This is a genomic window from Amphritea atlantica (assembly GCF_900111095.1).
In the GTDB taxonomy this organism is placed as follows: domain Bacteria; phylum Pseudomonadota; class Gammaproteobacteria; order Pseudomonadales; family Balneatricaceae; genus Amphritea; species Amphritea atlantica.
The window spans coordinates 264,604-278,917 of the sequence record NZ_FOGB01000004.1; the positions used below are offsets into that span (position 1 = coordinate 264,604).

Annotated in this window: 10 protein-coding genes; 9 read left to right on the forward strand and 1 reads right to left on the reverse strand. The window is 47.8% G+C overall.

What is annotated here, in order from left to right:
* Window positions 1–208 precede the first annotated feature (208 nt).
* Window positions 209–1,150 (forward strand): AraC-like ligand-binding domain-containing protein, encoded by a 942-nt coding sequence (locus BMY09_RS09040; protein WP_091356873.1) that lies wholly within the window; start codon window positions 209–211, stop codon window positions 1,148–1,150.
* A 79-nt stretch (window positions 1,151–1,229) separates the two neighbouring features.
* On the opposite strand, the gene BMY09_RS09045 is transcribed toward BMY09_RS09040, so the two are convergent.
* On the reverse strand, window positions 1,230–1,559 hold the full coding sequence (locus BMY09_RS09045) for a carboxymuconolactone decarboxylase family protein (RefSeq protein WP_175483490.1): 330 nt from the start codon (window positions 1,557–1,559) through the stop codon (window positions 1,230–1,232).
* Window positions 1,560–1,782: 223 nt separating this feature from the next.
* On the opposite strand from BMY09_RS09045, the gene BMY09_RS09050 reads away from it, so the two are divergent.
* The 8 genes from BMY09_RS09050 to BMY09_RS09095 all read left to right on the forward strand — a co-directional run bounded on the left by BMY09_RS09050 (window position 1,783) and on the right by BMY09_RS09095 (window position 14,212).
* Window positions 1,783–3,141 (forward strand): purine-cytosine permease family protein, encoded by a 1,359-nt coding sequence (locus tag BMY09_RS09050; RefSeq protein ID WP_091356876.1) that lies wholly within the window; start codon window positions 1,783–1,785, stop codon window positions 3,139–3,141.
* Window positions 3,142–3,266: 125 nt separating this feature from the next.
* A complete protein-coding gene (locus BMY09_RS09055; RefSeq protein WP_091356878.1) occupies window positions 3,267–4,421 on the forward strand; it encodes a porin in 1,155 nt (384 codons plus the stop codon).
* Window positions 4,422–4,839: 418 nt separating this feature from the next.
* A complete protein-coding gene (locus BMY09_RS09060) occupies window positions 4,840–6,114 on the forward strand; it encodes an MFS transporter (RefSeq protein WP_091356880.1) in 1,275 nt (424 codons plus the stop codon).
* A 511-nt stretch (window positions 6,115–6,625) separates the two neighbouring features.
* Window positions 6,626–7,684, forward strand: coding sequence for a DUF4365 domain-containing protein (locus BMY09_RS09065; RefSeq protein ID WP_139203169.1), 1,059 nt, complete (start codon window positions 6,626–6,628; stop codon window positions 7,682–7,684).
* A 76-nt stretch (window positions 7,685–7,760) separates the two neighbouring features.
* Window positions 7,761–8,255: a hypothetical protein gene (locus BMY09_RS09070; RefSeq protein WP_091356886.1), complete on the forward strand. Its 495-nt coding sequence runs from the start codon at window positions 7,761–7,763 to the stop codon at window positions 8,253–8,255.
* Window positions 8,256–8,339: 84 nt separating this feature from the next.
* Window positions 8,340–8,849: a hypothetical protein gene (locus tag BMY09_RS09075; protein WP_091356890.1), complete on the forward strand. Its 510-nt coding sequence runs from the start codon at window positions 8,340–8,342 to the stop codon at window positions 8,847–8,849.
* Between the two features lie 918 nt (window positions 8,850–9,767).
* Window positions 9,768–11,909 (forward strand): DctP family TRAP transporter solute-binding subunit, encoded by a 2,142-nt coding sequence (locus tag BMY09_RS09090; RefSeq protein WP_091356898.1) that lies wholly within the window; start codon window positions 9,768–9,770, stop codon window positions 11,907–11,909.
* A gap of 11 nt (window positions 11,910–11,920) precedes the next feature.
* Window positions 11,921–14,212, forward strand: a complete 2,292-nt coding sequence (locus BMY09_RS09095) for a bifunctional diguanylate cyclase/phosphodiesterase (protein WP_091356901.1) — start codon at window positions 11,921–11,923, stop codon at window positions 14,210–14,212.
* Window positions 14,213–14,314: the final 102 nt, after the last annotated feature.

Below are 14,314 nucleotides of genomic sequence, written 5' to 3' on the forward strand. Positions count from 1 at the left end.
TTAGAGACAACGGTGAGGCAGTCGTTTAGTTGTTTAACTTCACTATCCTGATGGCAGGATATTCAGTCAGACGGGTTTCGGCCTATCTGACTGCTTTTTTAGACTGACAGGGAGATCGGTAGACGATCAGAGTATTTGCCCTTAATAAAAACAGGGGTACAATTAACAGCCATATGGACTCAATAACAATAAAGAGAGGTGTTCATATATGCACAATCGTTACAGCACCCACTTGCTGCCCCAGCGCGAGCGACAGGATTACTGGCGAGAGGTGATTGAAAATGCCTACTTCCCTCTGGAGCTGGATTTTCGCAATCCGAGCGAGTTTCATGGTCATCTGAGTCAGTGGCAGATGGGCCGGGTGGGTATTTCGCGGATGGAAAGCTCTGCCACCTGCTTTACACGAGTGAAGCAGCAGATCGATGAATCTGAACCCTATTTTCTGATCACCGTTCCAGCGCAGGATCAGGTCCGTTTTTCCCAGGCGAATCGTACCATCGTGTGTAATCCCGGTGCGTTTATTCTTGAGCGCAGTGATCTTCCGTATGAGTTCAGCTATAGCAAAGATAACGCCCTCTGGGTTGTCAGGGTGCCGGTCTCTCTGCTGCAGACCCGTATCCGTCAGCCGGAACGCTTTCTCTATATGGAGTTTGATAAAAGCAAAGGGATGGGCAATGTATTCTTCAGCTTTCTGAGAACCATGGTGCAGCAGGCCTCCTATACCAATGAAGTGGCCCACGATATTCTCAGTAGTCAGTTGATCGACCTGCTGGCGCATAGCATGGAAAACGATGACCGGGTGCTGATGAGCAATGAAGCAAATCTGCGTAACGTTCATCTGCGCAATATTGAGGCATTTGTGCGGGATAATATCCAGCGCTCAGAACTCTCCCCGGATATGATCGCAGTAGCCTGTAATATCTCCACCCGCTATCTGCATAAACTGTTTAAAGACTCAGACCAGACGGTCGGCCAGTGGATAAAGGAGCTGCGGTTGCAGTCGGCCCTCAACGATATCCGTGCCGGCAACCGCCATACCACACTGGCGGAAATAGCGTATCGCTGGGGCTTCAATGATCAGGCGCACTTCTGTCGTCTGTTTAAATCCCGGTTTGGCTGCACCGCCAGAGAGATGCGCGAGGCAAAGTAGACCCCATCTGGGGCGCAGGTTCAAACATATAACTCTGTACCCAGGCAGCTTTGCATAGCGCGCAGCAGGGGGTTGGGCATCACTCCTCCATCCAGCTCAGCGCTGCCATCACCGTAGGCAGTCCTATCGTGCTGGTTAACAGAATCAGTGTGTGCTGAATCTCCTCAGTCGTTGCTCCGGCTTGCCGGGCTCGTCTTACATGACTGTGTAATGCGCCTTCAGAACGGATACTGGCTGCTGCCGCCAGCTGGATCAGCTGCGCCGTCTTTTCATCGATAGGTCCGGCATCCCTGACCGCTTTTCCCAACTGCTCTACCGCCGCCGCGTAGTCAGGATAGCGTCCCATAATCCGGGTAAAGGTTTTCGGTAGTGGGGCTTCCGGTGGATGTAATATTGTTTTACTGGACATCAGAGGTACCTCCTGTAACAAACGAGGGTATTACCAGATTAGCAGTAATTGGCCGGATATCACTGCCATTATCTCTTAAGCCGCGTCGCGGGGCCGATAGGGCACACCGCTATTCCCTGATTTACAAAAACTGATGCACCTATCGTCAATAATCTCTTGCGCGGTTCTCTTATTCTGAATTCATCCCTAATCAGGGACATTTTAATAATAAGAGAGAGTAGTTATGGCTGGAAATATAAAAACAAACAGTGGTTCGGCCACTCTGTCAGTGCCCCATGAGGAGCGAATGAACCGTGGTTCATTGAGCATGGCCTGGTGGGCAATCTGCAGCGCGATGTTCTGGCTGGTGGTGTCGGCAACACTGGCGATGAACTTCGGTACCATTAATACCCTGATCGGTCTGGCCTTGTCGGTGGTGACGTATGGACTGATCAATGCGGTGATCACCCGCTATGCAATCCGCACCGGCTTGTCGGTAGCACTTTTTTCCCGGGTGCTGTTCGGTAAAGTCGGCGCGACGCTGGCAACCCTGATCTTCTTCGCGACGGCGATCTATTATTCGGTGTTTGAAGGCTCTGTTATCGCGGTGGCGATTCAGGCGTATTTCCCCTCGCTGAGTATAGAAGTGGCCTATCTGATAGTGGTGTTGTACAGCGTGCCGCTGGTATTTGGCAGTGTGCAGAACTGGCTGGATAAATTTAACGGTATTCTGCTGCCGTTTTACATTCTTGGGCTGATCGCCGCGGTGGCGGTAACCATCAATGAATACGGCTACAGCAATGCCTGGCTGAACCTGGGGCCGCAAAGCGGTAATCCTGAAAATGGCTGGTGGAACTGCTTTACCTACTTCATGGGTGTCTGGATTCTGATGATGTACACCTGGGATTACGCCCGTTTCGGTAAGGAGGATGACTCCCGCTTTCATGCCACTATCAACTTTGGTATGCCGTTCTATCTGTTTACCTTTATGATCAACGGCATGGTTGGGATCTTTCTGGCGGCGACAATTCCGACGGAGGGCGGTTTGTCAGAAGTCTCAGTGGTGCTGGCGATTCTGAAGCTGATGGGGATCTGGGGCTTGTTGTTTGTCTGGGTCAGCCAGACCCGTATCAACACCGCCAACTTTTATCTGGCTGCCGAGAATATGCAGGCGTTTTTTGAGCGTTTTGGCCTCAGTTCCGTGCCGCGCTTTTTCTGGGCGATCGCCGTCGGCGCGGTGGTTTACACCCTGATGCTGTCGAATGTGTTCAGCTTTATTCTGCAGGCACTGGCCTATCAGGGGATCTTCGTGGTGGCCTGGGTGGCGATTGCGCTGGCGCATATCTTCTCCCCTAAATATGACCAACTGTTTGGCGGGCATATCGAGTGTTGTCCTCAACGTGTAACCTCATTTAACCCTTGTGGTCTGATCGCCTGGTTCTCGGGTGCGGGTCTGGGAATCATCATCCTCAACTACGCCAATGCCTCGCTGGCACTGTTCTCCGCCCCCATCACTTTCCTGGTGTCATTCTGCGTCTATCTGATGCTGCTCAATAGCGCGAAACATCACTGGTTTGTTCGCGATGAATCGCTAACCAACTAGGTTCTGCTCCTCTGGCTGCCGCTTTTACGGCGGCCAGTTTTCCACAATTGCATCCTGTTTTGCCAGCCCGGCAGGGCAGGTTGCGCCCGTAAAAAATTAACAATAACAAAAAGAAGGTAACTGAAATGAAAAAACTGCTTTCCGCTCTGGCTTTGGCTGCAACCGCTGGACAGGCTCAGGCACTGACACTTGAAGCCGGTGACTGGACCCTGGGCGTTTCCGGCAACGTGAACAGCCATGCTGTATTTGCCGAGTGTGATGATTCCGGCAATCAGGTGGATGCGAACGCGCTGCTATGTACTGGAGAGAATGCCTCGTCGGTTTCAAACGGCTATATTCCCGCGTCGATTATGTGGACGGTGGCAACCCAGCAGCAGGGTTACGATATCTCCGCGAATATTGCACTGGAGCCGGGGCTGACCACCAACGCTGCGTTTAATGGTCAGGATGATGATCAGGCGATCCGGGCCTTTCTGTTAGCAACGAAAGAGGGTATGGGAACCATTAAAGCGGGCCGTGATTACGGTGTGTTTGCGCTGGATGTGATTCTGGCCGATATGTCGCTGATCGGTGTGGGGGCCCACGGACTGGTCAAGAGTCCCTTGAACACCAGTTTTGGTAGTGTGGGGTATGGCTATATTTTTACTGACCGTATCTCTCAGATCAGTTTCTCTAAACCGCTGGGTGACAGCACGGAAGCCACTATCGGTGTGTTTCAGCCGCTGGATCTGATTAGTCTGGGGGCGGGTGTCAGTACCACCGGTGACAGTGGTTCCTCATTGCCAGGCATACACGGTAAATTGCGCTTTAACAGTGAGAATGGTTTCGTCTCCGCCAGCTTTCTCAGTCAGACCGTCAAGGCGGGCAGTGCCGATTATACCGGCAATGCCGTTGATCTGACCGCCAGCTACACATTTAACGATCTGGGAGTGGTTGGGTCCTGCTTTACTGCCGATGGGGTCGGTACCGCAGGTCTGTTTATTGACGCCGCAGATAGTAATGGTGAAGCGCGTCGCTCAAAAGGCTGCTTTGGACAGCTGACTTATCAGGCTGATGCCACTAAGTATGGTATCAGTCTGGGACAGACCCGCCTGGATAAGACCGCTGCCGATCCCGATACGCTGATGAAAAGCCAGACCAAAGCGACCATCGGTGCGTATCATAACCTCACGGATAACCTGCTGATGATCGCCGAGTATTCGCGCTTTAATGCGAAGAATCATCTGGGTGATAAACTGGAAAACAGCAGTGTAAACCTGGGGCTGGCGCTTTTCTTCTAAGTCGGTCAGAAAGTAATTCCCCCTCTTTTCAGGCTTACTTCGGTAAGCCTTTTTTATTGTGGGTAGAAAAAGCCTTTACCACCTGGAGCCCAGAGAACTCTGAGGTAAATTTATAATCGACTATTGATGGTCTATGCTTGGGGGATTCCAACGATTGGCGCTGATAGCTTCCGGTCAGTAGTGGTTGTCTTGCAGTGCAAACAGGTCGCCAGTGTGACACGCCTGGTCGTGAACGTGAAAGAGTATTGGAATGGATTACCTTAGGCTTTTCTTCTGTTGGTCAAGTAAAGGTAGTGGTGACGATGCTTAACAATGAGCACGGTATCCACTTTAAAAAGCCCTGCATTTTAGCTCATAAATGCCTATCTGACGCATTTTGTAAACGAAACTGAATCTCCATTTTTTGTAAGGACGTGACATGATTCAAGTAATCTCCAGGGTCTGGCCTCTGCTACTCGGCATCGTCTTTATAATGCTGGGCAACGGCATGCACTTCACCCTTATCGGCCTGCGGGGTGGCATCGAGGGGTTTTCAGCCCTCGAGCTGGCCATTGTCACCTCGGGTTATTTCATGGGCTTTCTGTCGGGCGCACGTATCTCACCGCTGATGATCCGGCGGGTGGGGCATGTGCGTGTCTTTGCGGCGCTGGGCAGTTTCATGTCCGCGGGGCTGATTACATTTCCGCTGTTAACCGATCCCTGGGCCTGGACAGTGCTGCGGGTGCTGATCGGCTTTTGTATGTCGGGCGTCTATGTCACCGCCGAGAGCTGGCTGAATAACGCCGCCACCAATGAAACCCGTGGTTCGGTACTGTCGGCCTACATGATCGCGCAGACGCTGGGTATCATTGGCGCGCAGGGGTTACTGACGCTGGGTGATGCGGGCACCTCCGTGCTTTTCATTGGCGCCTCAATTCTGGTATCGATATCGTTTGCGCCTATCCTTCTGTCGGCGACTTCAGTCCCTGCGGCCGAGGTCGCGCGACCGATGTCCCTGCGTGATCTTTTCAAAGGCTCACCGCTGGGCACCGTGGGTATCTTTCTGCTGGGCATTGTCTACGCCACGCAATCGGGTATGGCCGCGATCCTCGGCACCCAGATCGGGCTGACAGCGACGCAGATCTCGCTGTTTGTGGCGATGCTGTTCGCCGGAGCGCTGGTACTGCAATACCCCATCGGCTGGCTCTCGGACCGGATAGACCGGCGCAAGTTGATCTGCGGGGCTGCGTTTATTGGTGTTGTATCCTGCTTGCTGGGATGGGTTACCGGTGGCGCTCTGTGGTCGCTGATGATGGCCGCTTTCTTCGCCGGAGGGGTGACGACGCCGCTGTATGCGCTGTTGCTGGCCTATACCAATGATTATCTTGACGCAGAGGATATGCCAGCTGCCTCCGGGGGGCTGGTTTTCACCTTCGGGCTGGGTGCTATCGCCGGCCCATTAGTAACCGGCTGGGGGATGGAAACGTTTGGCCCGTTCACCTTCTGGCTGGTGCTGTGTGCCACTTTCGCTGCCATCGCGCTCTATGCACTGTATGCGCTGTATCACATGAGCAAGCGCTCGGTTGTGCCGGTGGACGAGACCGAAAGTTACCTGTCTGTGCTACCCACCGCCTCGCCAGTGGCGGTGGAAGCGGCAGGTACCTGGGCCGCCGAGCATGCCCGGGATGAGGCTGAGTCTCAAGAGGATAGGTAACAAAGTATCAGCTTTAGGTTTCAGGTCTTAATGGTAGGGCGGGGCTTCAGTGTGCTTACGTGGAGGCCTTTTATCGAGCGATGTTGGACGGAACGTTGACTAAAAGCGATGTGAAATGAACAACCTGTTTATGGCGCAGGGCAGTGCAGAGATCATTGTCGCGACAGAGCAATAACCGGAGAACTTATGATGGAGATCCCTGTACTGTGAATAGAAACAGTATTTCACAGGGGGGAAATCTGTGTAAGTATTGAGACACTAAGGATCAAGTGCCAACCGGTTTAAGGACAATGAATGAAAATGACTCTTATGAAGGCTCATTTTGTCGCATCTCTGCAGATATACGACAGGCTGTCGTCTTTCCCCAGATTCAAAGTTTGTCTCCCTGAATATATTAGTCGCTATTTCAGTGCGTTAGGTAACAGCGTTACATATCTATCGAAGAGTGATATACGACAACTTGTCGTATTTCCCCAAAACCGTTGTCGTATATTTAGCTGTTAGGTTCTTCATGTCGAAGCGAATATTTGCTCAGAAAATAGGTGCTCAAGGCCATAAATGGCTTTCATCACATATCGAAGAGCATCCTCACTGGCTATCAAGAGAGGTAGGTGAGGATTATGGGATCGATCTCGAATTAGAGCTTGATGAAGAAGACCTTAGAGGTGATCTACTCAAGGTCCAAGTCAAAACTGTCAAGAAAGCTAAAACCCGAAATGGGTGCGTTAAGTTTCAAATCGACAGGAAGTATTTACAGTATGCCTCAACATGCCGATACCCAGTGTTACTTATATTGGTCTGTTTAAACACGAAGCAAGCATGGTACATCTGGTTACAGCAGTGGTTATTAGTCCAACGTTCACAGAAGGACCCACTTTCAACGAATCAAAAGAGTTGGACTGAATGGGTGTCGATTAATAAGACTGTAGAAATCGGGCTTTCATCGGAGCTCAAGTCAATCGCAAAGTGGGAAGGGGAAGTCCAGCTCGTACTTGCGTTGCTCGATACCATGCGCTGTGCTTCAGCAATTGGGAAACTTGATGTCGTTCGCGCAGTTGGGGAAATTGTAAACGCATCAGCACCATATGCTGGAGAAGCTGGCCTGAATGCTTTGATTACCCAAGCTCTTAAACTTGGTAATCGAATGAAAGGAACCCATGAAGGCAATATGATAGCCCAGCAAATATACGGAATCATTCGACACGCAGGGTTAATTATATCAAAAGAAATAGTAATAAATCTTGTCATGCGAGGTGATTCTTACTCTCGTGTAGGCTTGGACGCCTTGGGAATACTTTACGATGAGTACTTTAATCATGCCCGGTCATTGCAACTGCCTACCGTGTTCAAAGATTTGGAGCCTCGAGTCTCTTACTATTGCGCACTACGCGAGGCTTCACCTAAGAAGTCACTAATTATGCAACCACCAGAAGGTTTTCGTTATGCGGGTCTAAAGTACCTTCCTCCGGATGATCCTCTTAACAAATTTGCAAATAGAGGGCCATCCGCAATACTAGACTACTTAGTACCTGAAAACTACGAACCTAACAAAGCAAATTCACATGGATAAATTTAAGCTTCTCCACTTCGTTTCGAAGCTCAAATTTCCCAGTGATTTGGGTCGTTATAAGACAAGGATGTAATGAATGGAATCAAAGAACATACTTACGGTAGCTATTCGCATTGGAGCTATCGTTTTGGCCGTGAACGCCTTACAAGCTTTTCCTAATTATTACGGTCTTTATCTAGGTGACGGCGAGCAGGCAAAGTCTGCATTTATTGCATTTACGGTCGTTCCTACTGTTTTGTCGATGCTCTTTGCTATCGTCGCATGGTTCTTCCCTCAGTCTTTGCTCAAAACAGCTTCTTTCGGTAAAGCGACGGATTTCGAATTGCCAACAAGTATTGGGGCAGCATTATTCGCTTGCATTGGTTTATTTCTAGTCCTGTCTTCCTTAGTCGATCTGGCGTACAACTTCAGTTATATCCGCTACTTCAAACAAGAGTTCTCCTATTCCGCCCCTTTGCCAGCGGAAACTAAAGCAAACCTCATTGCTACGATACTGGAGCTGTTACTAGGAGTTATTGTTTTGGTTGGGAATAGAGGTATAAATAAATTCTTTGTGGCAATACGAACGTGATGTCTTATAACAATCGCCAACAAGTTGGCTGGACTCGCTACGCTCGCCTGTGTTGCGGGGAACACCAGTTTCAAGGAAATATTGATGTATTTTATTGAGTTGTTTTCTGAAAAATCAGACCAAGTAAGGCTGGTTACATTTCTCCTATCGGCCTTGCTCGCTGTCTCTGTACTTCTGATCAATCAATACATTAATACCAAGAGAAATAAACGAGATTTACTTCTATCCAAAATTGAAGATTTATATAAGTCATCGATTGAATATACGAATCTTTGCACCGAAATACTGGATGATGTTCAGCACCAAAACGTCGACTATCCATCAGTTAAAAAAGAGCATAGAAGGGAAGTTCAGAACATCCTACGAAAAATGGAAATGCTATGTGGCTTATACTTTCCTGATTCTGGCTTTGATACCACCGACTATCGATTATGGAATATGGAAGTTCTCGAATACCTTGAAAAAGGAAAGCATTCAGAAGAAGGTGAAATGCATTGCATGTGGGAAGATGCCCGACAGCATATAGTTAATTCAGATGCGAAATTAGCAGTAATTTGCTCCAATTTAATGAAATCACATGGCTACAAAAAATAACAAGAAAAGGCATCCGACGCATACTGCGTGGCAGCTTTAAGCGTTAAGTGTCCTTGAGAAATATGAGCCAGAAATGGAACTGTAAGCAGTCATTTTCGGTTAGAGCCAGCACCATGTTGCTGCTTTACCTCCCAATTCTTATGGGGCTGGGAGCGGTATTCAAAGATGTACAAGGGGAATTAGCAGCTTCAATGCGTATGCTTGTAGGGGTTGCGGACTGGAATTATGTCATGGTAATTGCATTTTCAGCCTTATTCAGTTCCTCGTTTTTTATAGGATCTCTTGTTCGTAAAAACCCACAAATCCAGTTTTTTATCGAATTTATAATTGCGGCATGTATAGTTATATTTTCACCAGTGTATTAGCAACACTTAACAAGTGACTGTGGTGTTCTGTCAATAATATCAGGCTGATTTTTCATTCCAGCGCTCCTCGTTTTTCAGCATAGTATTTTGGATAACGATCAGCTTTCTCATGCAGGCGATCAGGGCCGCTTTAGGGAGCTTCCCTACGGCCTTCAGGTGCTCGTAATGGCGTTTAAACACAGGATTGCACTGTATCGAAGAGAGCATTGCCATAAAATCACTGTGCGTATGTGATGGCGGCCACCTCGGATACGACGTTTACCGTTGTACGAACTGTTGTCGCGGTTCATCGGCGCGACGCCAAAGAGGGCGGCATTCTCGCTCATTTCAAAGACCCGGCGGGCAACATTCTTACGCTAATGCAAAGCGGGAATGCTTAACAAGTTAAGATTCATCAGCGCTGATAAGCACCCACATATCCCCCCATAGCGTATGAACAACCGACTCTTTTGGAGGTGAGGATAAGGCCAGACTAGTTAACAGGAATAAACCCATCTACTATATGTGGGTATGGGAAGTTGTAATTTGTACCGCTCGTTTAACAGGATAGTTTATGAAACGTTTTCTGCTGATTGCCGGGATTGTTTTCCCGCTTGTTATTTTGTTTCTGTTACTTACGGTTGGCGAGCAACAAGTGGAAAATGTGAAAGCTGATGCTACCCGTCAGCCTGCTGTTGTGCTTAGATTTGGTCATAACACGCCTGAAGACAGCGCACTGCATAAGGCATCTCTGAAGTTTGCTCAGATAGTTAATCAGAAGACTCAGGGCAAAGTCGTTATTGAGGTTTACCCTGCCCAGCAATTGGGAAATGACCATCAGATGGTTGAGATGGCGCGAAAGGGCGAGCTGGACATTATTCTGACACCAACAGCGAAGATGAGTGTACCTGTTCCATCAATGCAGTATGCAGATCTGCCATTTCTCTTTCCATCCAGAGATGATGCTTACGAGATGCTTGATGGTGAGCCAGGAAAGATGCTTTTGCAGGATTTAAACTCGATCGGACTGCACGGCGTGGCATTCTGGGAGAATGGTTTTAAACACTTTACCGGAAACCGGGCGTTCCTTTCACCGGATGACTTTAAAAATACAAAGATCCGTGTGATGAAAAGCAGAATAATTATGGAGCAGTTCAGGTCTTTTGGGGCAGAGCCTGTTCCTATTGACTTCCACGCAACAAAACAGGCGCTTGCTGATGGGGTTGTTGATGGTGAGGAAAACCCGTTAATTGCAATCTATAGTATGGGCTTTCATGAGGTTCAGAGTGATCTGGTGTTAAGCAATCATGCCTTTCTTGGGTATGTGTTATCGATAAGCAGTAAAACGATGGACAGGCTGCCTTACGATGTGCAAAAAGTGTTGCTGGATACTGCCATTGAAGTGACACCGTGGGAGCGCATAGAAACACAGAAAAAAGAAGCCGAGCTGATTGAAAAGATCAAACAAGCCGGTACCCGGGTTCACCTTCTCAGTGAAGAGCAACGAGCGGTATTTGCGCATAAAACTGAAAAAATTGCATCTCAGTTTGAGGGTATCGTTGGCACCGCGCTGATCTCTAAAACAGAGGAACTTCTTTTTGATAAGTATGGCCCACCAGCTGAGGATAAAAATCATCTGGTCATCGGTATTAATGCTGACCTGTCGAGAGAACCCAGTTCCGGATTAGCAATTAAAAGAGGTGTTCAGCTTGCAGTTAAAGAGATCAATCGCCGGGGTGGGGTATTGGGTAAAAAACTGCATGTGATCGCCCTTGATCATAAGACAATCCCCGGTATCAGTGTTGAAAATATGGAGTACTTTATTCAGCGTCCTGATGTGGTCGCAGTAGTCGGAGGAAAACACGCGACGGTTATTGGTGAAGAGTTGAAGAGGGTGAGTCGGTCTCATATTCCTTATTTGATTCCCTGGTCTGCCGCTGGGGGGCTGACAGAAAATGGAATACCTGATAATAACGTGTTCAGAATTTCAGCGAATGATTTGTGGGCATCGGAATATATTGCCAACTATGCCATAGGAGAATATAAGAAACCGGCAATAGTTGTTGAAAATACAGTGTGGGGCCGTACTAACCTGAAAAATATGCAACGTTTCCTTTTCTCTAAAGGAGTACTTCCTGCCACTGAAGTTGTTTTTAACCGCGGTGAAACTGACTATAGCAAGGAACTTCTTCAGGTATTCAGCTCAGGTGCTGACAGCGTTATTCTGGTTGCCAATGCAAATGAGGGGCGAGTTATTATTGCGGGGCTAACCCAGAGAGAGCAGCCTCTTCCGATTATATCCCACTGGGGGATTCTTGGGGGAGTGAAAGATGACGCAACGCTGAAGCTATATAGTCAGGCTGAGTTACGTTTTTTTCAGACGTTTCTTTTTGACCGGTCACGTCGGAAGCAATCGAGAGATTTAAAACAGGCTTATATAACGGAGTATGGACTAGAGCAGGGCGAGCAGATCAACTCACAACATGGGGTTGCTCAGGCCTATGATCTGGTGCAGTTATTGGCACTGGCGATAGAGCGGTCCGGTAGTACTGATCGGGCAGAGATTGTTCACGCTCTTGAACAGTTACCAGGGTATGAAGGCGTGGTAAAGCGATATGATTCTGCATTTACTGATAGCCATCATGATGCACTGGGTGAAGACGACTATTTCATGGCCCGGTTTGGCGAAAATGGCCAAATCATCCCGGTTAACTAAGGCTGACTCTTATGAGCGTTAAAGCGTTTTTTAAGTTTAACAGTATAAAGCACAAAGTTATCTTTCTGGTGACCAGTCTGTTATTGCTGGTTCTTACAACGCTTCTGATTGTTTCATTATTTCTGGTTAATAAGCAGTTAGGTATTCAGACCGAAAAATTGTTTGTCAGTAACACCGCCGCCCTCAATCGCTCAATTGAACAGCGCTTAAGTTATCTTGTCGAGAACAGCGAGCTATTGGCGACGAATGAGTTGATGGTAAATGCGCTTATTGATGATGAGGAGCGAGATAACTATCTTGCCCCTCTCATCTCTAATTTCATGAAAGGTAAGGATGTACTGTATCTGGATGTGGTCGACTTTGATGGACATCCGGTGTTTCATTCTGGGGATCAAATCCCGGAATATAACCGGTCTGAGCAATTAAGAGTTGCCCTGGCATTGAACCAAACATCGGTTTTTGTTGGTAAAAACAAAAAGTTAATTGTTATCAGTCCGATAGAGTATTACTCGACGACTCAGGGAGCGCTGATCATCAGTTTTGATCTGGACAAAATTATTGCCAGAAATATTCTCGACGACTCTCAAACGTACATCAGGGTTCTGAAAGATGACCTGGTTATATACTCCCATAATTACAATCCCGAAATAAGTTATCAGTCATACCTTTATCATGCCGGAGGGGAGTTACCGCTTTTCTCTAAGTTAGGCATCATGTTGCAGATAGGCTTGCCTGAAAATATTTATAATGCTCCGGTCAGAGAGGCGATGCAGGTACTTCTGATGGTTGGACTTGTGCTCGTATCCGTGAGCTTGTTTATGTCCCGCTGGATCGGCACCCGAATAACGGCTCCAATTTTAGAGCTCTCTTCCCGGGTGACACGAGCCCATGCAGGGCAGGATGTTCGCTGCAGTCCACTGGGGGGGGATGATGAAGTCGAAGGGTTGGCAAAAGCCTTTGATGAGCGAACATTGTTGCTTGAATATCAGGCTGAGCATGATTCGCTTACGGCACTTCCAAACCGGTTGCTCTTTGTTGATCGTGTTAGCCATGCGATTCAGCTTGCAGAGCGAAATAATGGTACGTTTGCGGTTTTGTTCATCGATTTAGATCGTTTTAAAGAGGTGAATGATTCATATGGCCATACTGTTGGTGATCAGCTTCTTCAGATTGTTGCGGAAAAAATACAAGAGTGCCTATGGGATTGCGATTCTGTGGCCAGAATGGGAGGCGATGAATTTACGGTCTTAATTGATTCAATAAAACACGAAAAAGATGTGTTTCATATTACCGAAAAAATACTCTCTCTATTCAGATCACCAATATCATTTGATCGCTTTACCTTTTATCTGACCTGTAGTGTTGGGGTCGCTGTATATCCCATAGATGGCGCGGATGTTGATACCCTGCTCAAGAATGCAGATGCCGCCATGTATAAAGCGAAAGCGGATGGGCGAAATACCTGTCGGTTTTATAAGCCGGAGCTCACTGAGCGGATATTAGAGCGGGTAAGACTGGAACGGCAGCTACGACAGGCAATTGATGATGACCAGTTTGTGGTTTACTTTCAGCCTCAATATGAGCTTTCAACTCAGAATATTATTGGGATGGAGGCTTTGATCAGATGGCAGCATCCGGATAAGGGACTGTTATTTCCAGATAGTTTTATTCCACTGGCGGAAGAGACAGGCATGATTATCGATGTCGATCGGCTAATGATGCGTGCATCAATGAGTCAGTTCAAATCATGGTTAGCTGATGGTTTAAAGCCCGGTGTTCTGTCGATGAACTTATCTATGATTCAGTTGGATCAGGATGACTTTATTGAGTTTGTAAAAAGATGCTGTTTGGATTACGAGCTTGAACCTGCCAGCATTATGTTTGAGGTGACGGAAACCCAGGCTATGCTCAAACCGGAGCAAACCGTGATTGCGCTTAAACAGTTGAGTGCCTTGGGGGTTGGCTTGGCTATCGATGATTTTGGAACCGGCTTTTCCTCTCTGTCCTATTTAAAAAAATTCCCGGTCAATAAGATTAAGATCGATCGATCTTTTATTTCAGATCTTCCAGAAGATCGTGACGATGCAGAGCTGACCCGGGCGATTATCTCGTTGTCAAAGAGTCTCAGTCTCGATGTCATTGCGGAAGGCGTAGAGACCAACGCTCATCTTGAATTCCTGTTATGTCACCATTGCGATGAAGGGCAGGGCTACATGTTCAGTAAGCCTGTTCCGGCAGAGAAGATGCGTTTATTGCTTGAAACGAGCGTAAAGAACCAGCCCAAGAGGGTAGTACAGACTTAGATTTTTCGCTGAGCGAATTGTCTGAGCGATTTAAGAGACGTTCTTATCGATATGATGTCAGCCCCTGATGGTTGCCAGATCTATTTTTCTGATCTTATCCGC